22 protein-coding genes are annotated in these 22,496 nt (G+C 72.3%); 8 read left to right on the top strand and 14 right to left on the bottom strand.

What is annotated here, in order from left to right:
• Positions 1-13: 13 nt before the first annotated feature.
• The gene (ddaH, locus tag AB0E67_RS08155; protein WP_338014137.1) at positions 14-886 is read right to left on the bottom strand and encodes a dimethylargininase; all 873 of its coding nucleotides are present in this window, start codon (positions 884-886) and stop codon (positions 14-16) included.
• Between the two features lie 180 nt (positions 887-1,066).
• Here ddaH and AB0E67_RS08150 point away from each other — a divergent pair, with 180 nt between their 5' ends.
• Complete coding sequence (locus AB0E67_RS08150) at positions 1,067-1,720, top strand: TetR/AcrR family transcriptional regulator (protein WP_362022524.1); 654 nt, start codon at positions 1,067-1,069, stop codon at positions 1,718-1,720.
• A gap of 143 nt (positions 1,721-1,863) precedes the next feature.
• Positions 1,864-2,610 (top strand): bifunctional DNA primase/polymerase, encoded by a 747-nt coding sequence (locus AB0E67_RS08145; protein WP_362022522.1) that lies wholly within the window; start codon positions 1,864-1,866, stop codon positions 2,608-2,610.
• A gap of 51 nt (positions 2,611-2,661) precedes the next feature.
• Here the strand turns inward: AB0E67_RS08145 and AB0E67_RS08140 are convergent, their stop codons facing one another.
• The 7 genes from AB0E67_RS08140 to AB0E67_RS08110 form a co-directional block, all read right to left on the bottom strand.
• Entirely contained in the window at positions 2,662-3,594 is a 933-nt protein-coding gene (locus tag AB0E67_RS08140) for a hypothetical protein (protein WP_362022521.1), read from the bottom strand.
• A complete protein-coding gene (efeU, locus tag AB0E67_RS08135; RefSeq protein WP_362022518.1) occupies positions 3,527-4,501 on the bottom strand; it encodes an iron uptake transporter permease EfeU in 975 nt (324 codons plus the stop codon). Before efeU ends, AB0E67_RS08140 begins: the two co-directional genes overlap by 68 nt.
• Before the next feature lie 88 nt (positions 4,502-4,589).
• Positions 4,590-5,867 carry an iron uptake transporter deferrochelatase/peroxidase subunit gene (efeB, locus tag AB0E67_RS08130; RefSeq protein ID WP_362022515.1) on the bottom strand — a complete coding sequence of 426 codons (1,278 nt, stop codon included), beginning with the start codon at positions 5,865-5,867 and terminating at the stop codon, positions 4,590-4,592.
• Positions 5,868-5,920: 53 nt separating this feature from the next.
• Positions 5,921-7,057 carry an iron uptake system protein EfeO gene (efeO, locus tag AB0E67_RS08125; protein ID WP_351525402.1) on the bottom strand — a complete coding sequence of 379 codons (1,137 nt, stop codon included), beginning with the start codon at positions 7,055-7,057 and terminating at the stop codon, positions 5,921-5,923.
• Positions 7,058-7,434: 377 nt separating this feature from the next.
• Positions 7,435-8,283 (bottom strand): heme ABC transporter ATP-binding protein, encoded by an 849-nt coding sequence (locus AB0E67_RS08120; protein ID WP_362022512.1) that lies wholly within the window; start codon positions 8,281-8,283, stop codon positions 7,435-7,437.
• Positions 8,284-8,323: 40 nt separating this feature from the next.
• The gene (locus AB0E67_RS08115) at positions 8,324-9,424 is read right to left on the bottom strand and encodes an iron ABC transporter permease (protein ID WP_362022509.1); all 1,101 of its coding nucleotides are present in this window, start codon (positions 9,422-9,424) and stop codon (positions 8,324-8,326) included.
• An 11-nt stretch (positions 9,425-9,435) separates the two neighbouring features.
• On the bottom strand, positions 9,436-10,572 hold the full coding sequence (locus AB0E67_RS08110) for an ABC transporter substrate-binding protein (RefSeq protein WP_362022506.1): 1,137 nt from the start codon (positions 10,570-10,572) through the stop codon (positions 9,436-9,438).
• A 136-nt stretch (positions 10,573-10,708) separates the two neighbouring features.
• Between AB0E67_RS08110 and AB0E67_RS08105 the strand changes: the two genes are divergently transcribed.
• The 3 genes from AB0E67_RS08105 (at position 10,709) to AB0E67_RS08095 (ending at position 14,600) form a co-directional block, all read left to right on the top strand.
• Complete coding sequence (locus tag AB0E67_RS08105) at positions 10,709-12,151, top strand: HtaA domain-containing protein (RefSeq protein WP_362022503.1); 1,443 nt, start codon at positions 10,709-10,711, stop codon at positions 12,149-12,151.
• A 47-nt stretch (positions 12,152-12,198) separates the two neighbouring features.
• Positions 12,199-13,806: an HtaA domain-containing protein gene (locus AB0E67_RS08100; RefSeq protein ID WP_362022501.1), complete on the top strand. Its 1,608-nt coding sequence runs from the start codon at positions 12,199-12,201 to the stop codon at positions 13,804-13,806.
• Positions 13,807-13,883: 77 nt separating this feature from the next.
• Positions 13,884-14,600, top strand: a complete 717-nt coding sequence (locus AB0E67_RS08095) for a PhzF family phenazine biosynthesis protein (RefSeq protein WP_362022498.1) — start codon at positions 13,884-13,886, stop codon at positions 14,598-14,600.
• Positions 14,601-14,819: 219 nt separating this feature from the next.
• Here the strand turns inward: AB0E67_RS08095 and AB0E67_RS08090 are convergent, their stop codons facing one another.
• Both AB0E67_RS08090 and map read right to left on the bottom strand, forming a co-directional pair.
• Positions 14,820-15,485, bottom strand: a complete 666-nt coding sequence (locus AB0E67_RS08090; RefSeq protein WP_362022496.1) for a biliverdin-producing heme oxygenase — start codon at positions 15,483-15,485, stop codon at positions 14,820-14,822.
• Positions 15,486-15,763: 278 nt separating this feature from the next.
• Positions 15,764-16,621 carry a type I methionyl aminopeptidase gene (gene map, locus AB0E67_RS08085; protein WP_362022493.1) on the bottom strand — a complete coding sequence of 286 codons (858 nt, stop codon included), beginning with the start codon at positions 16,619-16,621 and terminating at the stop codon, positions 15,764-15,766.
• Between the two features lie 222 nt (positions 16,622-16,843).
• On the opposite strand from map, the gene AB0E67_RS08080 reads away from it, so the two are divergent.
• Positions 16,844-17,086, top strand: coding sequence for a hypothetical protein (locus tag AB0E67_RS08080; RefSeq protein ID WP_362022491.1), 243 nt, complete (start codon positions 16,844-16,846; stop codon positions 17,084-17,086).
• Between the two features lie 107 nt (positions 17,087-17,193).
• Here the strand turns inward: AB0E67_RS08080 and AB0E67_RS08075 are convergent, their stop codons facing one another.
• Both AB0E67_RS08075 and AB0E67_RS08070 read right to left on the bottom strand, forming a co-directional pair.
• The gene (locus AB0E67_RS08075) at positions 17,194-18,618 is read right to left on the bottom strand and encodes an MFS transporter (protein ID WP_362022488.1); all 1,425 of its coding nucleotides are present in this window, start codon (positions 18,616-18,618) and stop codon (positions 17,194-17,196) included.
• A gap of 100 nt (positions 18,619-18,718) precedes the next feature.
• On the bottom strand, positions 18,719-19,321 hold the full coding sequence (locus AB0E67_RS08070) for a hypothetical protein (RefSeq protein ID WP_362022485.1): 603 nt from the start codon (positions 19,319-19,321) through the stop codon (positions 18,719-18,721).
• Between the two features lie 176 nt (positions 19,322-19,497).
• On the opposite strand from AB0E67_RS08070, the gene npdG reads away from it, so the two are divergent.
• Both npdG and AB0E67_RS08060 read left to right on the top strand, forming a co-directional pair.
• On the top strand, positions 19,498-20,208 hold the full coding sequence (gene npdG / locus AB0E67_RS08065; RefSeq protein WP_351521769.1) for an NADPH-dependent F420 reductase: 711 nt from the start codon (positions 19,498-19,500) through the stop codon (positions 20,206-20,208).
• Between the two features lie 122 nt (positions 20,209-20,330).
• Positions 20,331-20,507 (top strand): hypothetical protein, encoded by a 177-nt coding sequence (locus AB0E67_RS08060; protein WP_362022482.1) that lies wholly within the window; start codon positions 20,331-20,333, stop codon positions 20,505-20,507.
• A 64-nt stretch (positions 20,508-20,571) separates the two neighbouring features.
• On the opposite strand, the gene AB0E67_RS08055 is transcribed toward AB0E67_RS08060, so the two are convergent.
• Together AB0E67_RS08055 and AB0E67_RS08050 are read right to left on the bottom strand one after the other, a co-directional pair.
• On the bottom strand, positions 20,572-21,360 hold the full coding sequence (locus AB0E67_RS08055; protein ID WP_362022479.1) for a site-2 protease family protein: 789 nt from the start codon (positions 21,358-21,360) through the stop codon (positions 20,572-20,574).
• Between the two features lie 153 nt (positions 21,361-21,513).
• Entirely contained in the window at positions 21,514-22,428 is a 915-nt protein-coding gene (locus tag AB0E67_RS08050; RefSeq protein ID WP_362022476.1) for a glycoside hydrolase family 19 protein, read from the bottom strand.
• Between the last annotated feature and the right edge of the window lie 68 nt (positions 22,429-22,496).

Below are 22,496 nucleotides of genomic sequence, written 5' to 3'. Positions count from 1 at the left end.
GCGGTTCCCGCGGCTATCCGCGCAGCTCCTGAGTGCAGCACTTCACGCTGCCGCCGCCCTTCAGCAGCTCGCTCAGATCCATCGGCACCGGCTCGAAGCCGCGTTCCCGGAGCGGCTGGAAAAGTCCCGTCGCGGCCTGCGGCAGCAGCACGTGCAGCCCGTCGCTCACCGCGTTCAGGCCGAGCGCCGCGGCGTCCGCCTCCTCGGCGATCAGCGCGTCGGGGAAGAGGCGTGCCAGCACCGCCCGGCTGCCCGGCGAGAAGGCGTCCGGGTAGTACATGATCTCGTCGCCCGCCTCGTCCAGCACGGACAGGGCCGTGTCCAGGTGGTAGTAGCGCGGATCCACCAGATCGAGACCGATCACCGGGCGGCCGAAGAACTCCTGCGCCTCGTCGTGCGACAGCGGACTGGACCGGAAGCCCCGCCCGGCCAGCAGGTACGACGCGGTGACCGCGAAGTCGCCCTCGCCCTCGTTCACGTGCGCCGGCTCGTGGATCTCGGTGAAGCCGGCCGCACGGAACCACTCGCGGTGGGCGGCGGCCTCCTCGTACCGCTCCCGGTACGCGAACCGCGCCCCCAGCACCCGGCCGTCGACGACGGTGGCGCCGTTGGCGGCGAAGACCATGTCGGGCAGGTCGGGGCGGGGCGTGAGCAGCTCCACCGTGTGCCCGAGAGCGCGGTAGCGGTCCCGCAGGTCCTCCCACTGGGTCTGGGCCAGCCGGAGGTCCACGGGCTTGCCGGGATCCATCCACGGATTGATGGAGTACGTCACCCGGAAGTGCGCCGGAGGGCACATCAGGTAACGGCGGGGCGTGGCCCGACGACCGGGGGCGTGGCGCGGGGCGCCCCGGTGGAGGGGAGTGGTGTCCGGGTGGTTCGTGGGCAATGAAGGCTCCTCACGAAACGCAGGGGTCGCCTGCCGGGTATGTCGCACGGGTGCGTGCGTGAGCCCATGGTCCGCTTTCCGCGGGCGGTGCGCAGTGATCCGATCGGGTGGTTCCGCACGGTGGCCGGGGACGCGATGCGACGATACGTATCGACTCGTACCGTCGTCAGATCGGGCGTCATGACAGACAAGCGTTCCCCCGACTCCAGCCGTCGCAGCGAGCGCTCGCGCCGTGCGATCCACGACGCGGCGCTCGCCCTGGTCGGCGAGGTCGGCTACCGGGCCACCACCATCGAGGCCATCGCCGCGCGAGCGGGCGTCGGCAAGCAGACGATCTACCGGTGGTGGCCGTCCAAGGCGGCCGTGCTCCTGGAGGCGTTCGTGGCGCTCGGCGAACGGTCCGGGCGGCAGGGCGAGGGACACGGAGAGGGCGACGGGAGCGACGAGGCGGGTGGGGCCGGGGAGCGGGGCTTTCCGGACACCGGAGATCTGGCGGCCGACCTCAAGACCGTCATGCGGGCCACCGTCGACGAGCTGACCGACCCCGCCTTCGAGGCGCCGACCCGGGCACTGGCCGCCGAGGGCATCGTCGATCCCGAGCTCGGTGCCGCGTTCGTCCAGAAGCTGCTCGAACCGGGGCTCCGGCTGTACGAGGCGCGGCTGCGCGCCGCCCAGGAGGCCGGCCGGGTACGCGCCGACGCCGACCTGCGGATCGCCCTGGAACTCCTCGTCGGTCCGCTCACGCACCGCTGGCTGCTGCGCACCCTTCCGCTGACCCACGCCTACGTGGACGCGGTCGTCGACCATGCCCTGCGCGGCCTGGAGAAGCCCTGAGACATGCCCGTCATTTCATAGCAAAGAGTGCCGTAGTGACCGGTTCCTCGTGGCGTCTCCCGTACCCCGCTTCGGAACTCCGGCCACCTGAGGCGCAGGATGGTGGGACGATGGGCAGAGGCAATACTGAGGTGAGGGGATAGATGGGCGCCGATTTCGGCCGTAGTCGCGGCTCAGCGAGCAAGATTTCCCAATGGCTCCGCCGCCGACCCAAACCGCAGCAGAGCGAGGTCGACGACACCGCCCGGGAGGCGCTGCTCCTGGCCGTGGCCGACGCCGGAATGCCGATCGCGCCCGCGGCCCACCCGGTCGGCTACCGATGTTCGTGCGAACGCATCGGCTGTCCCACGCCCGCCCGGCACCCCGTCTCCTTCGCCTGGCAGACCCAGGCCACCACCGACCACGCCCAGATCGAGCGCTGGGCCCGCAACCAGCCGCAGGCCAACTTCGTCACCGCGACCGGCATGATCCACGACGTGCTCGACGTGCCGCTGTCCGCGGGGGAGCAGGCCCTGGAGCGACTGCTCGCCGCGGGCGTCGAGGTCGGCCCCGTCGCCCGGTCCGGCGACGACCGGATGCTGTTCTTCACCGCCACCCGGGGCACCCCCGAGGACGAGGACGAGTGGTGGCCCTGCGAGCTGGACTGCCACCCCGAGACCATGGACGAGCATCCGGGACTGCGCTGGCACTGCCGAGGCAGTTACGTCCTGCTGCCGCCGGCCATGCTCCCCGCGGAGCTGGACGTGCGATGGGTGCGCGGGCCGGAGCATCCGCTGCCCGATCCGCTCACGCTGCTGGGAACGCTCACGGACGCCTGCGCCCAGTACGTAGACGCGGCGGACCAGAACGAACTCGATCACGGCTCGGTGGCCTGGCCACTGAGCCGTTAGCGTTCCCGGGCCCGGCCGCCGGGCTCCTGGGCCCCGTACCGCCGGGACCCGTCAGGAGCCCTTCGCCGACGTCAGACCCGGCAACCGGTTCAGCACGACCACCTTGCCGTCGCCCGCGCCCTTCTTCGGCACGTACACCAGCTGACCGGACACCCGCTCCTTGGTGAGGGTCGACTTCACCTCGCCCGTCAGCAGCGCCTCCACGTCCGCGTTGAGCGGCGGGCGCAGCCCCTTCGCGGCGGTCTGCCGTTCGAAGTGCTTGCTGCTGAAGAAGACCAGCGCCCCGCCGTCGTCCGTCTCCAGGCCCAGGGGAGCGAACGAGCCGGTGTCCAGCGGCTGGTCGACGTACTGGTACGAGAAGCCGGGACGCCGGGTGGTGCGGCGCGCCTCGCGCCAGCCGGAGGTGGAGTCGCCGGGGGCGAACACGGCCGGGGCGCCCTTCTGGAGGTACTCCGTGTACCGGGCGCTCAAGTCCTCGGGTGCCACGGCAAGGCCGGCGTCGTCCGAGGCCACCGGCCTGGCGAGGCCGTCGTCGTCCTTCGCGAACCGGGGCAGCCGCGAGGGCGCGACCACCGCCAGATAGGAGGTCCGCCACCCCGCGTCGGGGCCGGACTTGACGAAGACGAGCAGCCAGCGGGTGTCGAGCTTCCCGTTGTCCTCGTCGCGGTTGGAGTCCGTGTCCGCGACGAACCAACGCGGCCAGCCGGCCTTCTTCGGGATGAGGTAGGTGGCGTCGGTCAGTTCCAGCGGCGTGTGACGGGAGTTGCCGTCCGGGTTGTTCTTCCGGCGTGCCTTCAGGCCGGCCTGGTTGATCGCGCCGAGCGGGCCGGCGACCCGGTCCGCGTCGAGGGCCGGGTCGTACGCCTTGTCCGCCGCGTTGTACGCGTCGGTGAAGTCCTTCAGGGCCTGTGCGGCCTCAGCCCTGGTTGCCGACGGCACCACTTCCAGCTCGCCGTGCACCGTCACGCACCCGCTCGCCGTCACGCACAGCACCGTCGCCGCCGCCGTGAGACCCGTCGTCCGCCGAATCGGCCCCAGACTTCTCATCCGTTGCTTTCCGCGCCTTCTGATCCGTCGCCCGCACTGACCGTCCGAACCCTACCGGGGCGAGGAACAGGACGAGAGTGGGGATCAGATACGCGAGCCACACGACGACCTGGAGAACGGTCGGATCCGGCTGGAAGTTGAACGTCCCCTTCAGCAGCGTGCCGTACCAGCTGTCCGGCGGAATCGCGCCGCTGATGTCGAACGCGCGGTTGTGCAGGCCCCCGATGAACTCGGCCTCCTGGAGGTCGTGGACGCCGTACGCGAGGACGCCCGCGGCGACGACGACCAGCATGCCGCCGGTCCAGGTGAAGAACTTCGACAGGTTGATCCTGAGCGCGCCCCGGTAGAACAGCCAGCCCAGCACGACGGCCGCGGCGATCCCGAGGAACGCGCCGACCATCGGGTGCCAGCCGTCGTCCGCCGCGTGCACCGCGCGCCACACGAACAGCGAGGTCTCCAGGCCCTCGCGGCCCACCGCGAGGAGCGCCGTGGCGACCAGGGCACCGGTCCCCATCGCGAGCGCCGCGTCCAGCTTGCCGTGCAGCTCCGTCTTCAGGTGCCGGGCGGTGCGCCGCATCCAGAACACCATCCAGGTGACCAGGCCGACCGAGATGATCGACAGCGAACCGCCGAGCGCCTCCTGCGCCTTGAACGTCATCTCCTGCGAGCCGAATTCCAGACCCGCGCCGAACGCCAGGCTGACGAGGACCGCGATGCCGACGCCGATCCAGATCGGCACCAGCTTGTCCCTGTTGCCGGTCTTCACCAGATAGGCGATGAGGATGCAGACAACCAGGCTGGCCTCAAGGCCCTCGCGCAGGCCGATCAGAAAGTTGCTGAACACGTCTCGGTTCTCCTGTTCCGCTGTTCCGCTTCGGATCCCGGCACGAGATCCGCTCCGGGTCCCGTCACGGAACCCGCTCCGGGGCCCGTCACGAGAACAGCGCCCGGCCCCACCAGTCGTCCTTGTCGCGGACGCCCGGCGGGACGGCGAAGTGCGCCGAACCCACGTGCTGGATGTACACGTTGAGCGCGTCGTGTGCCGCCAGGCGGCGCTGCATCGGGATGAACGCCTTGCGGGAGTCGCGCTGGTAGGCGATGAAGAACAGTCCGGCGTCGAGCCGGCCGAGGCCGTCCGTGCCGTCGGTGAACGAGTACCCGCGGCGCAGGATCGTCGCACCGTCGTTGCTGTCCGGGTGGGCGAGCCGCACATGGGCGGTCGGCAGCATCGCCTTCAGGAACGGCTCGTCGCGCTCCTTGGACTTCCCGACCGGGGCGCCCTCGCCCTTGTCGCGGCCGAAGATGTCCTCCTGCTCCTGGAGCGGAGCCCGGTCCCAGGTCTCGATGTGCATGCGGATGCGCCGGGCCACCAGGTACGAACCCCCGGCCATCCAGCCCGCGTCGTCGTCCTTCTCGCCGACCCAGACGTGCTTGTCCAGGGCGGCGGTGTCGGTGCCGGAGATGTTCCGGGTGCCGTCCTTGAAGCCCATCATGTTGCGCGGGGTCTGGGCGTCGGGCGTGGTCGAGGACGTCTTGCCGAAGCCGAGCTGGGACCAGCGGATCGCGATGCGGCCCATGCCGATCCTGGCCAGATTGCGGATGGCGTGGACCGCGACCTGCGGGTCGTCCGCGCACGCCTGGACGCAGATGTCGCCGCTGCGGGCCGTGTCGAGGTTGTCGCCGGAGAACTTCGGCAGGTCGACGAGCGCCGCGGGGCGCTTGTCCTCCAGGCCGAACCGGCCCTTGGTGAAGAGCGAGGGGCCGAATCCGACGGTGAGGGTGAGCCGGGACGGCTTGAGCCCCAGGGCCTCACCGGTGTCGTCCGGCGGCGCCTCGGCCGGGCCGCCGTACGCGCCGTCGCCGACCGCGTGACCGGCCGTCATCCGCTCGGCCGCCCGGGTCCACTCCTTGAGCAGAGAGACCAGTTCGGCGCGGTCCTTCGTCGTCACATCGAACGCGGCGAAGTGCAGCCGGTCCTGCACGGCGGTGGCGATGCCCGCCTGGTGCGCCCCGTGGAAGGGTACGGCCGCACCGCTGTCGGCGGCCGGCACCGCGTCGCTCTCCGGCCGGATCACGGCCATCGCGCCACCGGCCGCGGCCGCGCCGAGCGCCAGTCCGGCGCCGCCCCAGCCGAGCAGGGCCCTGCGAGAGGGTGCGGGGCCGGCGGGGGCAGCCCCGGTGTCGTCGCCGTTCCGCTTCTGTTCGGACATCCCGGTCACTCCCGTCCGCTCCTGCTTCCGTCCGGTCCTGTTCCCGGCCGCTGCTACTTCGTCACCGCCGCGGCCAGCTTGGACAGCGGCTCGGCCAGCGCGTTCACCGCGTCCGACAGCTCCTTGCGGTCCGCCTTGCCGACCTTCTCGTACGAGGTGAACTCGTACGAGGACTTGTCCTCGCGGTACTTGTCCAGCAGCGTGTTCAGCTCGGCGAACCGCTTGTCCAGGGCGGCGGTCAGCGCCGGGTCGTTCTTCGAGGCGATCGGCTTCAGCAGTTGGTAGGACTTCTCCGCGCCCTCGACGTTGCCCTTGAAGTCGACCAGGTCGGTGTGGCTGTAGCGCTCCTCCTCACCGGTGACCTTGCCGGTGGCGACCTCGTCGAGGAGTTCCTTGGCGCCGTTGGCCATCGAGGTCGGGGTGATGTCCGCGGTGCCGACCCGCTTCTGCCAGTCGACCAGGTCCTTGTAGAGGACCGGGGCCAGGGCCTTCTCCTCGGCGCCCAGCTTCTTGTCCTGCCACAGCGCCTTCTCCAGACGGTGCCAGCCGGTCCACTTCTGCCCGGCCTCCAGGCCGTCCTCGCGGATGTCGACCTTCGGGTCGATGTCGCCGAACGACTCGGCGACCGGCTCGGTGCGCTCCCAGCCCAGTCGCGAGTCGGCGTAGAGCTTCTTGGCGGTCTCGATGTCACCGGCGGCGACGGCGTCCGTGAACTTCTTGGCCTTCGGCAGCGTCTCGTCCGCCTGCGCCTGGACGTAGGTGCGGTACTCCGCGACGGCCTTGTCCATCTCGGGGCTGCGCTTGGCCGCGTTGGCGCCGGTGACCTCGATCTTCTGCCGGATGCCGTGGCCCTTCATGCCCGGCTTGCAGGCGATCTCGTACGAACCGGCCTTGATCTCGGCCGTGATGTTCGCCTTGGTGCCGGGGCCGATGTTCTCGCGCTCGGCGACGATGCGGTCGTCCGGGAACAGGACGTAGACCTCGGTGACCTTGGAGCCCTTGTTCTGCACGGCCAGTTCGACGTGACCGGCCGGCACCTTCGTCTTCGACACCTCGCAGGCGTCGTCCTTCGCGACGACCTGCACGGCGCCGTCGCCCTTGCCGTCGCTCTTCTGCGCACAGCCCGTGACGGCGGTCAGGGCCGCCACGCCGGCGGCAGCGGTGACGACGGACAGACGAACGGCTCGCATACGAGGCTCCACAAGAGGACGAAGGAGAAGCGGGAGAAGAACGGACAAAGACAGGTGAGGCGGACCTAACTTAGTCGAGGCTTACCTGTCCGGTACCCGCTTGGGCCGTGATTCACCTCTCACCTCGGCCCTGCGGACACGAACCGGTCACGGCTGCGTCATGGAGGTCTCTCGTGATGGTCAAGCAATGGTCAAGGGAGATCGTGTCGGGCAGCTGGACCCGCCGGACGAACCGCCCGCCGGACGAACCGCCCGCCGGACGAACCGCCCGCCGGACGAACCGCCCGCCGGACGAACCGCCCGCCGGACGAACCGCCCGGCGGGCCGGGGACCGACCGGAGCCGGCCGGGGCCGACGGGCCGCGCGGCCCCGGCCGCTCAGGCCGCTCCCGTCGAGCGGTCCGGTACGACGAGCGGCACCCCGGTCCGCGGATGCGGGAACACCTCGACCGGCTGCCGGTAGACCTCTCCGAGCAGCTCCCCGGTGAACACCTCGGCGGGCGGGCCCGCCACCGCGATCCGCCCGCCGTGCAGCACGGCCGCCCGGTCCGCGTACGCCGCCGCCAGGCCCAGGTCGTGCAGCACCACGACGACCGCGTCCCCGGCCGCCGCCCGCTCCCGGCAGATCCGCAGCACCAGCTCCTGGTGGCGCAGGTCGAGCGCGGCGGTGGGCTCGTCGAGCAGCAGCAGCGGGGCGCGCTGCGCCAGCACCCGGGCCAGCGCGACCCGGGCCCGCTCCCCGCCGGACAGCGCGGAGAAGGGGCGCGCGGCGAACTCGGCGACCTCGGTGGCGGCCATCGCCGCGGCGATGGCCGGATCGTCCTCGTCCGCCCGCTCCGTCCCGGCCCACGGCGCCCGGCCCATCCGGACCACGTCCGCCACCGGGAACGGGAAGGACAGCGCGGCGGTCTGCGGCAGCACCGCCCGGCGCAGGGCCAGTTCGGCGGCCGACCACTCGGTCACCGGGCGCCCGTCGATCCGTATCCCGCCGTTCTCGGCGGGCAGATCGGCGGCCAGCGCCGCCAGCAGCGTCGACTTCCCCGCCCCGTTGGGCCCGACCAGCGCGAGCACCTCGCCCGCGTGCGCGGTCAGATCGATGGAGTCGAGCACCGTCCGCTGCCCCAGCCGCACCCGCAGCCCGTGCGCCTCGGCGGCGGCGGCGCCGGGGGAGAGAGGACCGGGCAGCCGGCGCCCCCGCGCCCGGAACGGATTCCTCGGCACCTTCATGCCCGACCACCTCGCCCGTGACGGTCCACCGGTGTCGTCCTCATGCCCAACCACCTTGCCTGCGACGGGTCCTGCGCAGCAGCCAGAAGAAGAACGGGCTGCCGAAGAGCGCGGTCAGCACACCGAGCGGCAGCTCGGCGGGATCGGCCACGGTACGGGCCGCGAGATCGCCCACCACCAGGACGAGGGCGCCGCCCAGCGCACTGCCGGGGACGAGGAAGCGGTGCCCCGGACCGTTCGCCATCCGCAGCAGATGCGGCACCAGCAGCCCCACGAACGAGATGATCCCGGCGACCGCCACCGCCGCGGCCGTCAGCAGCGCCACCACCAGCACGAGCGTGACCCGCAGCCGTTCGACGTCGACCCCCAGGTGCCGGGCGGGCCGCTCGCCCAGCGCGAGGAGGTCCAGCTTGCGTGCGTAGAACGGCGCGACGAGCAGCCCCAGCACCGCGCACGGCAGCACCGCGAGCACCTTCGGCCAGGTCGCCTGCGCCAGGGAGCCCAGCTGCCAGAAGGTGATCTGGGAGATCTGCGCGTTGTCGGCGAAGAAGACGAACAGCCCGATCAGCGCTCCCGCGAAGGCGTTGACCGCGATCCCGGTGAGGAGCAGCGTCACCACCTCGGTGCGCCCGTTCGACCGCGACAGCGTGTACACCAACAGCACCGTCCCGAGCCCGGCGGCGAACGCGCAGACGGCGATGGTCCAGTTGCCGAAGAAGGTCAGCCCGAGTGCGATCGAGGCGACCGCGCCGACCGCCGCGCCGGCGGAGATGCCGATCACCGCGGGTTCCGCGAGCGGGTTGCCGAACACGCCTTGCATCAGGGCGCCCGCGCAGCCCAGTGACGCCCCGACGAGCAGGGCGAGGACGACCCGCGGCAGCCGTACGTTCCAGAGCACGCTCTCGCCGACCCGGTCCAGCGCCGCGCCGCCGAGCCCGAGACGGTGCTGGACGGAGCCGATGACATCACCGAGCGGGATGTTGTACGCGCCGAGCCCGGCGGACAGCAGACAGCCCACCAGGAGGGCGGCGACCAGGCCGGTGGTCAGGAGGAAGGCCGTGGAGCGCCGGGGCCTCGCGCGCTCCTGCGCAGGGGCCGCAGGGTCCGTCGGCCGGGCTCGTTCCCCCTGCGGGGCGGTCATGTGCGAGGTCGTCACTTGGCCGTACCGCCCTTCGGGTGGAGCTGGGTGATCAGGTCACCGAGCACCCGGTCGGTGCGCGGTCCGTAGTTCAGCAGCACCCCGTCGTCGATGGAGACGATCCGCCGGTCCATCCCGGCCGGGGTCTCGGCGACGCCCGGGATCTTCACCAGCCCGTCGACGCCACCCACCGAGTCCAGCCCCTTGCTCATCACCAGGATGGCGTCGGGCGCCGCCTTGGCGAGGGCCTCGCTGGTGATGGCGGTGAAGTCCTTCCTCAGACCGGACGCCTTGCCGGCGTCGACGCCCCCGGCCGCCTCGATGAGCGAACTCGCCCCGGACTCCCGGCCGCCGAGCAGATAGACGGAGGCGGAGCCGCGCAGGTAGAGAAAGGCCACCCGGGGCTTCTTCCCGTCGCCGGCGGGCACGGACTTCTTCACGGCCTCGATCCGGGACCGGGTGCGGGCATCGAGCTCGGCCCCCGCGTCCGGCACGCCCAGGGCCGCTGCCACGGTCTCGATCCGGCGGCCGACATCGGCGAGTTCCTTGGCCGGGTCGACCACCACGAGCGGGATTCCGGCATCGCGGATCTGGTCGATGGCCTCGGCCGGTCCCGTGGTGGTCTCCGCGAGCACGACGGTGGGCCTGAGCGAGAGCACGCTCTCCGCCGAGACGTCGTGAGCCCGGGTCACGACAGGGAGATCCGCCGCCTGTTCGAAGGTGGCGGTGATGTCCCGGGCGACGACCTGCTTGCCGAGGCCGAGTGTGAAGACGATCTCGCTCAGGCCGCCGGTCAGCGGCACGATGCGATCCGCCGAGGTGATGGTGGCCTCGGTCCCGTCGGCCGACTTCACGGTGACGGGCAGTCGGGGCTTCGGCGTGCCGGGCAACGGCTCGACCCGGTCGGCCGCGGCCTTCGCGGAGCCCGGGGACTTCGCCGCGGGTGTCCCGGCGTCGGTGCCGCCGCAGCCGGTCAGGAGGAGGGCCAGGGCGAGGGCCGCCGTCAGGACGCCGAGCGGGCCGCGCGTGCCGGACCGCCGGGTGGAACCGGCGTCCCTCCCGGCTCCGAACGGCCCGTCGGCCCGGGGGAGTTCGCGTCCTGGTCGCCGGGTGCGCCGCCCCGGTGGGGTGAAGTCCTGCGAGAAGCGCACTGGGGCACCGTCCTGTCGTTCCGCCGCGCGTAGTTGGTCATGGTTCGCGGATTGTGCGGTGGAAGGGGGTACCACCACACGATCTCCATAGCTTAGGTTAGCCTTACCTCGCTCGCTAGATCTCGGAGGGGTCCTCATGCTGTCGTCCCGACCTGCCCGTGCGCCCGGACGGGCGCTCGCGGTCGCGCTGTTCGCGGCGCTGCTCGGAGCCCTGCTCCCGGCCACCGCCGCCCACGCGGCGAGCCGCGCGGTGCAGGGCGGCCGGCTCGACTGGGGCATCAAGTCGTCGTTCCAGAGCTATGTCACCGGCCCCGTCGCGCACGGGAGCTGGAGCCTGACCGGCGGCGCCGCCACGGCCGGCGGCAGCCAGTTCCGATTCCACTCGGCCACCGGCTCCTACGATCCGGCGACCGGCACCTTCAGCGCGGGCTTCTCCGGCGGGGTCCGCTTCGTCGGACACCGCAAGGCGGACGGCAGCAACGAACTGGACCTCGCCATCAGCCGCCCCACCGTCCGGATCACCGGCGGCCGGGGCACGCTCCACGCCGACATGGTCAGCAAGGAACGGGGGACCGGCCGGGTCACGTCCGCCGCGCAGGTGCCGCTCGCGACGCTCGGGCTGTCCGGGATCGACATGAGGGGCGGCACCACCCCCATCGCCCTCACCAACGTCCCGGCGACCCTGACGACGCAGGGCGCGAAGGCGTTCGCCGGCTACTACACGGCCGGTACGCCGCTCGACCCGATCAGCCTCTCCGTGGACACCTCCGCCCCGGCGGGGAAGCCGGACACGGGCGCCTCCCCGGGGAAGACCGACGACGGGGCCGGCAAGGCGAAGAAGACAGAGAAGACCGAGAAGGCCGAGAAGGCCGCGGGACGTGTCGAGGACGCCGCCGTCGACTGGGGCGTGCGCCGCACCTTCCGCGAGTACGTCACCGGCTCCGTCGGCAAGGGCAGGTGGACCCTCGCCGACGGCGCGCAGGACGGCGGCGCGCTCTTCCGGTTCCCGCGCGGCGAGGGCACGTACGACCCGAAGCAGCAGACCCTGGACGCCCGGTTCGCGGGCAGCGTCCGCTTCACCGGCGTCGACGGGCTGGACCTGGAACTCTCCTCGGTCGCGGTCCGGGTGACGGACGGCAAGGGCACGCTCTCGGCCGACGTGCGCGGTGACGGCGAGCCGAAGAAGGCCGTCCCGCTGGTCACCTTCGCCGCGAAGGACTTCGCGCCGAAGAACGGTCTCGCCGTGCTCACCGAGGCGCCCGCGACCCTCACGGCCGACGGCGCCGGGGCGTTCGGCTCGCTCTACAAGGCGGGCACCGCGATGGACCCGGTCTCCCTGGCCGTCGCCGTCGACCGCGGCGCCGAACTCCCCGCCCTGCCCGACCTGGGCAGCGACCCCGCCCCGTCGCCCTCGCCGACGGAGAAGACCACCACCGCCGCGTCCGCGCCGGACACCGGCTCCGACGCGGACTCCCGCACCGGGCTGTACCTCGGCGCCGGAGGCGCGGGCGTCCTGGCCGTCGCGGCCGGCGCGTTCTACCTCGCCCGTCGCCGCGGCGCCGCGCAGCAGAACAGCTGACCCCCTGTTTCACCCCCGTACCTCACCCCCCGAGGAGACCACCCACCATGGCAGCCACCCGCCGCCCCATAGCCCTCGCCGCCGCCGTCGCCACGGCGGCAGCCCTCGGCGCGACCGCCTTCGCCCTCCCGGCGCTCGCCGCCGACGACGCCGCCCCCGGCCGCGCGACCGCAGGCGCGCCCGCGCTGGACCTGAAGGACGGCACGCTGGAATGGGGCGTCAAGGCGTCCTTCCGCAAGTACCTGGCCTCGCCGTTCTCCGGCGGGAGGATCACCCTCAAGGACGGGGCAACCCAGGCGCCCGACAACGGCGTGTTCACCTTCGTCGACGGCAAGGGCACCTACGACACCACCACGCACGGCACCCGCACCGCCTTCGGAGGCGGCGTCAACTTCTACGCCCACGACGGTGCCCTCGACATCACGCTGTCGGACGTGAAGCTCTCCACCACCCGCACCGGCGGCGCGATCACCGTCGATGTCACCACCCCGGAAGGCACCCGCGACGACGTGGAGTTCGCCTCCCTCGACCTGACGGGCGTGAAGCCCGGCCAGGGCGAGGGCGGCGCGATGGTCTTCAAGGACATCCCGGCGACGCTGACGAAGGCGGGCTCCGAGGCGTTCAACGGCCAGTACAAGGAGGGCGACGAGCTCGACCCGGCCACGCTCTCGGTGAAGGCGGGCGCGGCCCCGACCACGGAACCGACCGGGGAACCGACCACCGGGCCCACCGAGGAACCGACCAAGGAGCCGACCAAGGAGCCGACGACCGAGCCCACCAAGGAGCCGACGGCCGGGCCGAGCGGCAAGCCCACGTCGCCCACTTCCCCGTCCCCGTCGGCCACCGGCAGGCCGGGCACCGGCGAACCGGCCGTCGAGACCGGCGCGATCCTCGACGGGACCCTGGACTGGGGCGTCAAGAAGTCGTTCCGTACGTACGTCACCGGGCCCATCGCGCACGGCAAGGTGGAGACGACGGGCGGTGCCGCCGCGTCCGGCGACGGCTACCGCTTCCCCGACGCCACCGGCGACTTCGACGCCGCGAAGCAGACCCTGACCGCCGGGTTCGACGGCAAGGTCCGCTTCCTGGGCCACGAGGAGAACGGCGCGTACACCCTCGACCTCTCCCTCACCGGCCTGGAGGTCCAGGTGAGCGGTGGCAAGGGCCGGCTGATCGCGGACGTCTCCACCAAGGACCGCGAGACCAGGAAGGTCTCCACCTACACCGGCATGGCCATCGCGGACCTGAAGCTGCCGAAGGGCGAACTCGCCGCCGAGAACGGCGTGGTGAACCTCTCCGCGGTCCCGGCGACCCTCACCGCCGACGGCACCAAGGCGTTCGGCGGCATGTACGACAAGGGCGAGCAGCTCGACCCGCTGACCCTCGCGGTCGCCCTCGACAAGGACGCCGAACTCCCCGGCGCCGCGGGCGGCAGCGGTTCCGGCGAGTCGGCCGGCTCCACCGGTTCCACGGGCCTGGCGGGCGGTTCCGCGTCCCTCGGCGGCGGCAGCGTGGGCGGCGGTTCGGTCGGCGGCTCCGGCGCCCTCGCCTCCACCGGCTCCGATATCCCGACCGGCGCCCTGATCGCCGGAGCGGGCATCGTCGTGGCGACCGGAGCGGGTGTCTTCCTCGCCGCCCGCCGCCGTACCGCCTGACGGCACACGGTCCGAGCGCACCGCCCGGGTGACGGCCCGACCGAAGGCCGTCACCCGGGCGGTGCTTGAATGCGGACGTGAGCCCGAGCGACAGCGAATACGACGGCGGCCCCGGCTTCGACGTACCCGAGGGCGTCGACGTCCTGCGGGTGTTCTGCGGCCCCGACGGCCGGTACGGCAACCCCCTAGGGGTGGTGCGCGACGGGCGGTCCCATCCCGACGAGGAGTCCCGGCAGCGGCTGGCCCGCCGGCTCGGCTTCAGCGAGACCGTGTTCGTCGACGACCCCGAGCGCGGGCACGTCGACATCCACACCCCGGGCCTGCGCCTCCCGTTCGCCGGGCATCCGCTCGTCGGCACCGCCTGGCTGCTCGATCTGGAGATCCTGGAGCTTCCGGTCGGGGACGTGTTCGCCCGGCAGGACGGGGAGTTCACCTGGATCGGCGCCCGCCCGGAGTGGGCGCCGCCGCGCACGCTGCAGCGGTACGCGTCCGTCGCCGAGGTCGAGGCGCTGACCGGCCCGCCGCCCGGCGAGGGCTGGCTCTACGTCTGGGCGTGGGAGGACGAGGCGGCGGGCCGGGTCAGGGCGCGCGCCTTCCCGAGGCGCGCCGGGGGGATCGTGGAGGACGAGGCCACGGGCGCGGCGGCCCTGCTGCTCAGCGCGGAGCTGGGGCGGGCCCTCAACATCACGCAGGGACGCGGCTCCCAGATCCTCACCGCGCCCGCACCGGACGGCACGGTGGAGATCGGCGGCCGCGTCCTGTGGGCACACCGGGCGGTCCCGTCCCGCGTCTGAGGAAACCGGCGAGCGGGAGAGCGCGGGAACGGGCCGCGGACAACCGGGAACCGGGCCATCGGGGAGACGGACCGCCGGGGGAAGGACCGCTGGGCAACGGCCCCCGGGCAACGGGACCGGCGCGGCCGAAGGCACCGGACCGGGATCACCGGTCGGTGCCTTCGGCCGCGCCGGTACGAAGGTCCGTCGAAGGCCCGCGAAGGCCCTGTGCGCGGGGCCCTACGCGCTGATCGGGAACACCTCGCCCAGCTCCCGGAACACCGCGGTGTTCAGCGCGAACGCGCGCTTGCACTCGTCGACGACACGCTGCTTCTCCAGGTCGTCCGCGTCCAGCGCGTCCAGCAGCTCGCGGTAGCCCCGCTTGAACGCTGCGGGGTTGGGGATCTCCTCGAAGACGTAGAACCGGACGCCGTCGCCCTTGCGCGCGAAGCCCCAGGTCTTCTCCGCCTTGTCGCGGATGATCTGGCCGCCCGAGAGGTCGCCGAGGTAGCGGGTGTAGTGGTGGGCGACGTAGCCGGCGGGCCAGGTGCGGGCGCACTCCGCGACCCGCGCGGCGTACGCGGCGGTGGCGGGCAGCGGCTCCAGGCCCTCGCACCAGTCGGCACCCCGCAGATGGGCCAGGTCGCGCTCCAGCTCGGCGGTGCGCATCAGCTCGGCGCGTATGAACGGGCCGGCGACCGGGTCGTTCCGCAGCGCCTGGGCCCCCTCCTCCAGTGCCCGGTACACGAACCACAGCTGTTCCGTGTAGCGCGTGTACGCGTCCACTCCGAGGCGCCCGCCGAGCAGGTCGCTCATGAAGGTCGAGGTCTCCGCCTCGGTGTGCTGTTCGTGCGACGCCGTGCGGATGAGCGTCGAGAAGGGCGTGACTGCGGCGGTTGCGTCCAAGGCGGGCCTCCGGGGGGCCGAGGGGACGGGAAAGTCCTGAAAGAGGCGGATATAAAGACGGCAGTGACCGCGTCGAGCGGTCCCTGTCGACATCTCCGATCTTCCTACTTAGGCTTACCTAAGTCAACAGCTTCCCGACAGTCTGTCGGTAAAAACGATACGCCTGGTTCCGCCGATGTGCGCAGGCGCGGTGGGACGGGGCGGCGCGGGTACGCGAAAGCGGCCGCCCGCGGGCGGCCGCTTTCGCGTCGGTACGTGGTGATGCCTGGTGGGCCGTCCTAGGGGAGGGTCAGGATCTCGGCGCCCGTCTCCGTCACGACCAGCGTGTGCTCGAACTGGGCGGTGCGCCTGCGGTCCTTCGTGACCACCGTCCAGCCGTCGTCCCACATGTCGTAGTCGTGGCTGCCCAGTGTCAGCATCGGCTCGATGGTGAACGTCATGCCGGGCTTCATCACGGTCGTCGCGTGCGGGCTGTCGTAGTGCGGGATGATCAGCCCGGAGTGGAACGAGGAATTGATCCCGTGCCCGGTGAAGTCCCGTACCACCCCGTACCCGAAGCGCTTCGCGTACGACTCGATGACCCGCCCGATCACGTTGATCTGCCGCCCGGGCCGGACCGCCTTGACGGCCCGGTTCAGCGCCTCCTCGGTGCGTTCCACCAGCAGCCGCGACTCCTCGTCCACGGCGCCGCAGAGGTAGGTGGCGTTGTTGTCGCCGTGCACGCCGTCGATGTACGCCGTGACGTCGAGGTTCACGATGTCGCCGTCGCGCAGCACCGTGGAGTCCGGGATGCCGTGGCAGATCACCTCGTTGATCGAGGTGCACAGCGACTTGGGGAACCCGCGGTAGCCCAGCGTCGACGGATACGCGCCGTGGTCGCACATGAACTCGTGGGCGACCCGGTCGAGTTCGTCCGTCGTGACGCCCGGGGCGATGTGCTTGGCGGCCTCCGCCATCGCCTGCGCGGCGATCCGGCCCGCCACGCGCATGCGCTCGACGGTGTCGGCGTCCTGGATCTCCGGACCGGTGTACGGGGTGGGGGCCGGCTTGCCCACGTACTCGGGGCGCCGGATCTTTCCGGGAACGGAGCGGATGGGAGTGATCTCCCCGGGCACGAGCAGCGACTGGCCAGACATGTCAGCGAGTTTAAGGGCTGTCCCGTCGTCCCTGGCGGGCGCCCGGCGTCGGCTGCGGCGCCTCGCCGCGTTGTCGGGACGCCCGCATACTGCCAATATGCGGGCTCCCCTCCCCTTGCGACGCACCGCATCCGACGCCGCGCGCCGATCCGGCGCGGATGACGGGACAGCCCTTGACGAAGCGCGATTGGGGCAGCATGACCCCGACGGAAGGAGCCGGAGATGGCCCTGTTCAAGAAGCGCACGGTCGGCAAACCGGGCGAGTGGTACTACTGCCTGCAGCACAAGAAGGTCGAGGAGGGCCCCGAGTGCCCGGCCAAGGACCGGTTCGGGCCCTACGCCTCCCCGGAGGAGGCGCGCCACGCGATGGAGACGGCGCGGGAGCGGAACCTGGAGTGGGAGACGGACCCCAAGTGGCACGACGCCGAGACCCCGGCGGACCGGGACCCGGACGCGGACGCGTGACGGGCCGACCGCCCGGGGCGCGACGGACCGTCGGTGAGGCGGACGGCCGACCACCGGCGAGGCGGACCTGACCATCGGAGAGGCGTGCGACGGGCGAGGACCCGCCCTCAGCCCCCGGACGGGCTGGATTCCGTTTCGACCCGGCCGCGCCCCGCACCGGACGGGCCGGTTTCCGCCTCGTACGGGCGGGCCTCGGCCTCCGGCGTGCCGGAGGCCGACCCCGGCGTGCCCGCATCCTCCTCGCGCTGCGCCCGCCTGCGTACCGCGTCCTCGTCCGTCGCGGAGTCGTACGTGAGCAGCTTCGGCAGCGCGGCGGTGAGCAGCGCGACCGAGGCCACGCACGCCACACCACCGCTCCAGATCGCGGAGCGGGTCCCCGTCCAGCCCGCCATCGCACCGGCCCGCACCTGACCCAGCTGCGGGCCCGCGCTGTACGAGAGCACCTCGATGCCGGCCAGACGGCCCCGCAGCTCCTCCGGGATGGTCTGGTTCCAGATCGTGGAACGCCCCAGTCCGCTGAGCATGTCGCCCGCGCCCGCGATCGCCAGGCAGACCAGCACCGGCCACACGCTGGTGAACCAGCCCGCCGCCGCGATCGCCAGCCCCCAGGCCGCCGCCCCGAACACCACGAACAGCCCGTGCCGCCGTACCCGTGACGTCCATCCGCTGGTCAGGCCCAGCACCAGGGAGCCGACCGACCCCGACGCGTACATCAGGCCCAGCGACCACTCGGCGTCCAGCTCGTCCGCGAGGAACGGGAAGATCGTGTTGGGGAAGGCGAAGAACATCGCGGCCACGTCGACCGCGTACGTCCCCAGCAGAACCGGCCGGCTCCAGGCGAACCGCGCCCCCTCGACGATCCCGCGCAGCGACGGCTTCGTGTTCTCCCGGACGGGCGGGGCCGGGGCCAGGCGCAGGCAGAGCAGGACGGAGAGGGCGAACGTGACCACGGTGACCGAGTACGCCGTGGCGTGCCCGGCGTAGGCCACCACGAGCCCCGCCACCGCCGGACCGGTGATCGCGCCGACCTGCCAGCGAAGCGAGTTCAGCGCGGCGGCGGCGGTCAGCTGGTCGTGCGGCACGATCCGGGCCATCAGCGAGTCCAGCGCGGGCCGCTGCAGCCCGGAGAGCGCGGAGACCCCGCCCGCCACCAGATAGAGCGGCCAGAGCAGCGGATCGGGGAGCACGGCGTTCACCAGGAGCACCAGGGCCAGCACCCCCAGGCCCGCCTCGGTGCCCAGGATCACCTTGCGGCGGTCCACGGCGTCCGCGAGCGCCCCGCCGTACAGGCCGAAGACGACCAGCGGCACCAGTTCGACCGCGCCCATCGCGCCGACGGCCAGCGGCGACCCCGTGAGCTCCTTGATCTGGAGCGGCAGCGCGATCAGCGCCATGAAGCTGCCGAAGTACGTGACCACGCCCTGGATCCACAGCAGCCGGAAGTCGGCCGACGAACGCAGGGGGGTGAGGTCGGGCAGCAGCGCGGAGAGCCGGCCGGACGGGGAAGGGTCTGAGGCGGGGGCTGAGGTCACGAGGGGTCATGCTCCGAAGTCGTGGTGCCCGGTGCAACACCTTTTCCGCTTCCGCGTCCCGGGCCGTTTCCGCGGTCGTGGCCACGGACGGTCCCGGCGCTCACCAGCGCGGCGGAGGCGGCGCCGCCAGCCGGTCGGCGAGCCGGGACAGCCGGTCGCGGAAGCGACGGCCGCCGCGCGGCACGGGGCCGCCGTTCTCCCCGGCCGCCGCGCTCACCAGATGCTGCACGGTGTCCAGGTCGACGTCGTCGGAGCCGGTCACCGCCAGCGCCTCGTGGGCGAGCCCCCGCACCTCCGGGTCGCCGCCGTCCAGCGAGAGGACCGTCGCCCCCGCCCTGCGGGCGTCGTGCATGCGCTCCAGCAGGCCCGCGCAGGGCCGCTCCGGCGCCACCAGCAGCAGCGTCTCGCCCCGACCGGCCGCCTCGATCCGGCCCAGGCCGACCGCCAGATGCGCCGGATCGCCCGGCTCCACCCGGTGGCGCACCAGGGTCGGGGTCAGCTCGGGCAGCCCGGACCAGGTGGACTCGTCGACCAGATGGGCCGCCAGATGCCACGGCTCGTACTCCGCCGTCCCCACCAGCAGCAGCCCGCCGCCGTGCGGGACGACGGACGACCTGAGCGACCCGGCGAACCGGCGGGCCGCGGCCGGCCACTCGGTACCGGCGAGCACTTCACGCAGCAGAGCGACGCGTACGGCATCCATGGCCAGGCATCGTGCCCCGGGCACCGGCCGCGCCGTCGGCGAACGCCGCGCAACCACACGAACGGGGCACGGGCACGGGCGCGCGTAACAGGGCGCGGGGACGCGCCGGACGGATCGGTGACCCCGCGTCGGGCGACGGACGGTTCGCCCCGGTGGCGGGCAGTAGTGTCGAGGCCATGACTACGAATGAGACGGGCAGCGCGCCCAAGCCCCCCGCCAAGGACCCCTGGGACCTTCCCGACGTGTCCGGGCTGACCGTCGGCGTGCTCGGCGGCACCGGCCCGCAGGGCCGCGGCCTCGCCTACCGGTTCGCCCGTGCCGGGCAGAAGGTCGTCATCGGCTCCCGTGCCGCCGACCGCGCGCGGGCCGCCGCCGAGGAGCTGGGCCACGGCATCGAGGGCGCGGACAACGCGGAGTGCGCCCGGCGCAGCGACGCCGTGATCGTGGCCGTGCCGTGGGACGGTCACGCCAAGACCCTGGAGGCGCTGCGCGACGAACTCGTGGGCAAGCTCGTCATCGACTGCGTCAACCCGCTCGGCTTCGACAAGAAGGGCGCCTACGCCCTGAAGCCGGAGGAGGGCAGCGCCGCCGAGCAGGCCGCCGCCCTGCTCCCGGAGTCCCGGGTCACCGCCGCCTTCCACCACCTGTCCGCGGTGCTGCTCCAGGACACGGCCGTCGAGGAGATCGACACCGATGTGCTGGTGCTGGGCGAGGCCCGCGCCGACACGGACCTGGTGCAGGCGCTGGCGGGCCGGATCCCCGGCATGCGCGGCATCTTCGCCGGGCGGCTGCGCAACGCCCACCAGGTCGAGTCGCTCGTGGCGAACCTGATCTCCGTCAACCGCCGCTACAAGGCGCACGCGGGGCTGCGTACGACGGACGTCTGAGCGGGGCCCCGCGTCGGGCGGTCCGGTCCGGCCCCGTTTCCGGGCCACCCTGCGACGGGCGGAAAGGGGCATGGGGGACACTGGATGGGACCGTGCACCACTCCGGACAGGAGCCGACTCCCATGCCCCGACTCGCTCTCTACGCCATCGCCGCCTGCGTCCTGGCCGTCGTCGCGGCCGTGTTCTCGTTCGTCCAGGGCAGCTGGCTCGGGATCGTCTGGGTGCTGCTGGCCGGGCTCTCGTCCAACATGGCGTGGTTCTACCTGCGCCGGCACCGCGCCGGGACCGCCACGGGCTGAGCCCCGTCGCCGTGACGACTCCGGCCGTCCGGGCCGTCGGCCCCGTCGGCCCGGACGCCGTCGGTCAGCCCTGGACCGCGCAGACCGGATCGGCCGACCGCCAGAACCGGTAGGCGTCCCAGCCGCAGTACGTCGTGAAGTCGTCGACGCCCAGCGCCCGCAGCAGGGCGTGGATCGCGTCGAAGAACGCCACGTTGATCCCCGGGATCCACAGGAGGGCGAACACGGCGATCAGTCCGAACGGGGCGAACGGCTCGGCCTGGCGGCGGACGCGGTACGAGAGCCAGGGCTCGATCACCCCGTACCCGTCCAGCCCCGGGACCGGCAGGAAGTTCAGGATCGCGGCGGTGACCTGGAGCAGCGCCAGGAAGCCCAGTGCGTGACGGAAGGTCACCGGCACGCCGTCGAGCGCGCGCAGCCAGAACGGCGCCGTGCACACGACCGCGAACAGTACGTTCGTCAGCGGGCCCGCCGCCGAGATCAGGCTGTGCCGCCAGCGCCCGCGGATCCGGCCCCGCTCGATGAACACGGCACCGCCCGGGAGACCGATCCCGCCCATGATCACGAACAGCACCGGCAGCACGATGCTGAGCAGCGCGTGGGTGTACTTGAGCGGATTCAGGGTCAGATAGCCCTTCGCGCCGACGGAGATGTCCCCGCTGTGCAGCGCGGTACGGGCGTGCGCGTACTCGTGCAGGCACAGCGACACCACCCACGCCGCCGTCACGAAGAGGAAGACCGCGATCCCGGGCAGCTCCGCGAAGCCCGTCCACACGGCCCAGCCCGACACCGCCGTGACGGCGACGATGCCGAGGAAGACCGGGCTGATGCGCTGGTGCGATGCAGTGACCATGGGGCCGAGCCTACGGGCGGCCGGTCCCCCGGAGGCGTGGATGCGGGCCGACGACGAGGCCGCGGGCCGGGAAGGGTGCCCGGCCCGCGGCGGTCCGTCGGGGAACGGAAGGGAAGGAAGGACGAGGAAAGGGAGAGGAAGGACGCGGCGGCGTCAGCAGGAGAGGCTGGAGCCCGTCGGCACGCCGAGGATCCCGGTGAACTCCTTGTACCGGTTGATCCGGCTCTCGACCTGGCGGGGGTTGCCGCCGTCGCACTCCAGCGCGCCGTTGATCGAACGGATCGTCTGGCCGAAGCCGGCCCCGCTCACCATGGCGTCATGGCCGGTGATCGGGCCGGGGCCGTTCTGGGTGTTCCAGTACCACAGGCCCGTCATCATGGCGACGGCCGGATCCGTCTCCACCTGCTCGGGCTCGTTCAGCAGGTCGATCCCGAGGAAGTCGCCCGCGGCCTTGTAGTTGAAGTTCCAGCTCAGCTGGATCGGGCCCCGCCCGTAGTACGCGGACTGGCCGGCCGGGCAGCCGTAGGGCTGGTTCCAGTCGCAGTAGTGCGGGTAGTTCGCCTCGTTGACCTCCTTGATGTAGTACAGGCCGCCGGTCTCGTGGCTGACATTCGCGAGGAAGGCCGCGGCCTCCTGCTTGCGCATCGTGTCGTTGCCGGTGTGGGCGAACTTGGGGAACGCCTTCATGGCGTCCGTCAGGCCCTTGTACGTGTAGAACGGGTTCCGGTTCGGGAACATCTGGTCGAACTGCGCCTCGCTCACCACGAAGCTGTTCGGGTACGGGTTGCCCCCGGTGCCGCAGGTGTACGGCGCCCAGTAGTAGGTGCTCACCGTCGGGTCGTAGCCCGGGTTGTCGCGCTGGGCGACGTAGATCTTCCCGTCGGTGTACTTGACGATGTCGCGCGCCTGGTAGTTGGCGCCCTTGGACCAGGCGGGGGCAATGGCGCACTCGTCCGCCGGCGCCGGGGCCTCGGCGGCGCTCGCCGTCGCGGGCACGAGGGCCGTCGCGGCCAGCGATCCGACGGCCGCCAGGCCGGTCAGCAGCGCCTTCATACGATTTCTGAGCACAGGGTTCCCTTTCGTGCGACGCGGACATGTCCCTCGGAGGTGGGCATGCCCGTATGACGCGGGCATGA

This window comes from Streptomyces sp. NPDC032161 (assembly GCF_040636995.1).
Taxonomy (GTDB): Bacteria; Actinomycetota; Actinomycetes; order Streptomycetales; family Streptomycetaceae; genus Streptomyces.
Note: the sequence above shows the minus strand (reverse complement) of the source record. Positions and strands in the feature narration are given on the sequence as shown.

Excerpts from the sequence above, each read along its gene's own strand:
- AB0E67_RS08105 (WP_362022503.1), top strand. The coding sequence starts at position 10,709 with ATGCTGTCGTCCCGACCTGCCCGTGCGCCCGGACGGGCGCTCGCGGTC.
- AB0E67_RS08115 (WP_362022509.1), bottom strand. The coding sequence starts at position 9,424 with ATGACCGCCCCGCAGGGGGAACGAGCCCGGCCGACGGACCCTGCGGCC.
- AB0E67_RS08055 (WP_362022479.1), bottom strand. The coding sequence starts at position 21,360 with ATGGTCACTGCATCGCACCAGCGCATCAGCCCGGTCTTCCTCGGCATC.
- AB0E67_RS08080 (WP_362022491.1), top strand. The coding sequence starts at position 16,844 with ATGGCCCTGTTCAAGAAGCGCACGGTCGGCAAACCGGGCGAGTGGTAC.
- efeB (WP_362022515.1), bottom strand. The coding sequence starts at position 5,867 with ATGTCCGAACAGAAGCGGAACGGCGACGACACCGGGGCTGCCCCCGCC.
- AB0E67_RS08070 (WP_362022485.1), bottom strand. The coding sequence starts at position 19,321 with ATGGATGCCGTACGCGTCGCTCTGCTGCGTGAAGTGCTCGCCGGTACC.
- AB0E67_RS08120 (WP_362022512.1), bottom strand. The coding sequence starts at position 8,283 with ATGAAGGTGCCGAGGAATCCGTTCCGGGCGCGGGGGCGCCGGCTGCCC.
- AB0E67_RS08100 (WP_362022501.1), top strand. The coding sequence starts at position 12,199 with ATGGCAGCCACCCGCCGCCCCATAGCCCTCGCCGCCGCCGTCGCCACG.
- AB0E67_RS08060 (WP_362022482.1), top strand. The coding sequence starts at position 20,331 with ATGCCCCGACTCGCTCTCTACGCCATCGCCGCCTGCGTCCTGGCCGTC.
- efeO (WP_351525402.1), bottom strand. The coding sequence starts at position 7,057 with ATGCGAGCCGTTCGTCTGTCCGTCGTCACCGCTGCCGCCGGCGTGGCG.
- map (WP_362022493.1), bottom strand. The coding sequence starts at position 16,621 with ATGTCTGGCCAGTCGCTGCTCGTGCCCGGGGAGATCACTCCCATCCGC.
- AB0E67_RS08145 (WP_362022522.1), top strand. The coding sequence starts at position 1,864 with ATGGGCGCCGATTTCGGCCGTAGTCGCGGCTCAGCGAGCAAGATTTCC.
- npdG (WP_351521769.1), top strand. The coding sequence starts at position 19,498 with ATGACTACGAATGAGACGGGCAGCGCGCCCAAGCCCCCCGCCAAGGAC.
- AB0E67_RS08150 (WP_362022524.1), top strand. The coding sequence starts at position 1,067 with ATGACAGACAAGCGTTCCCCCGACTCCAGCCGTCGCAGCGAGCGCTCG.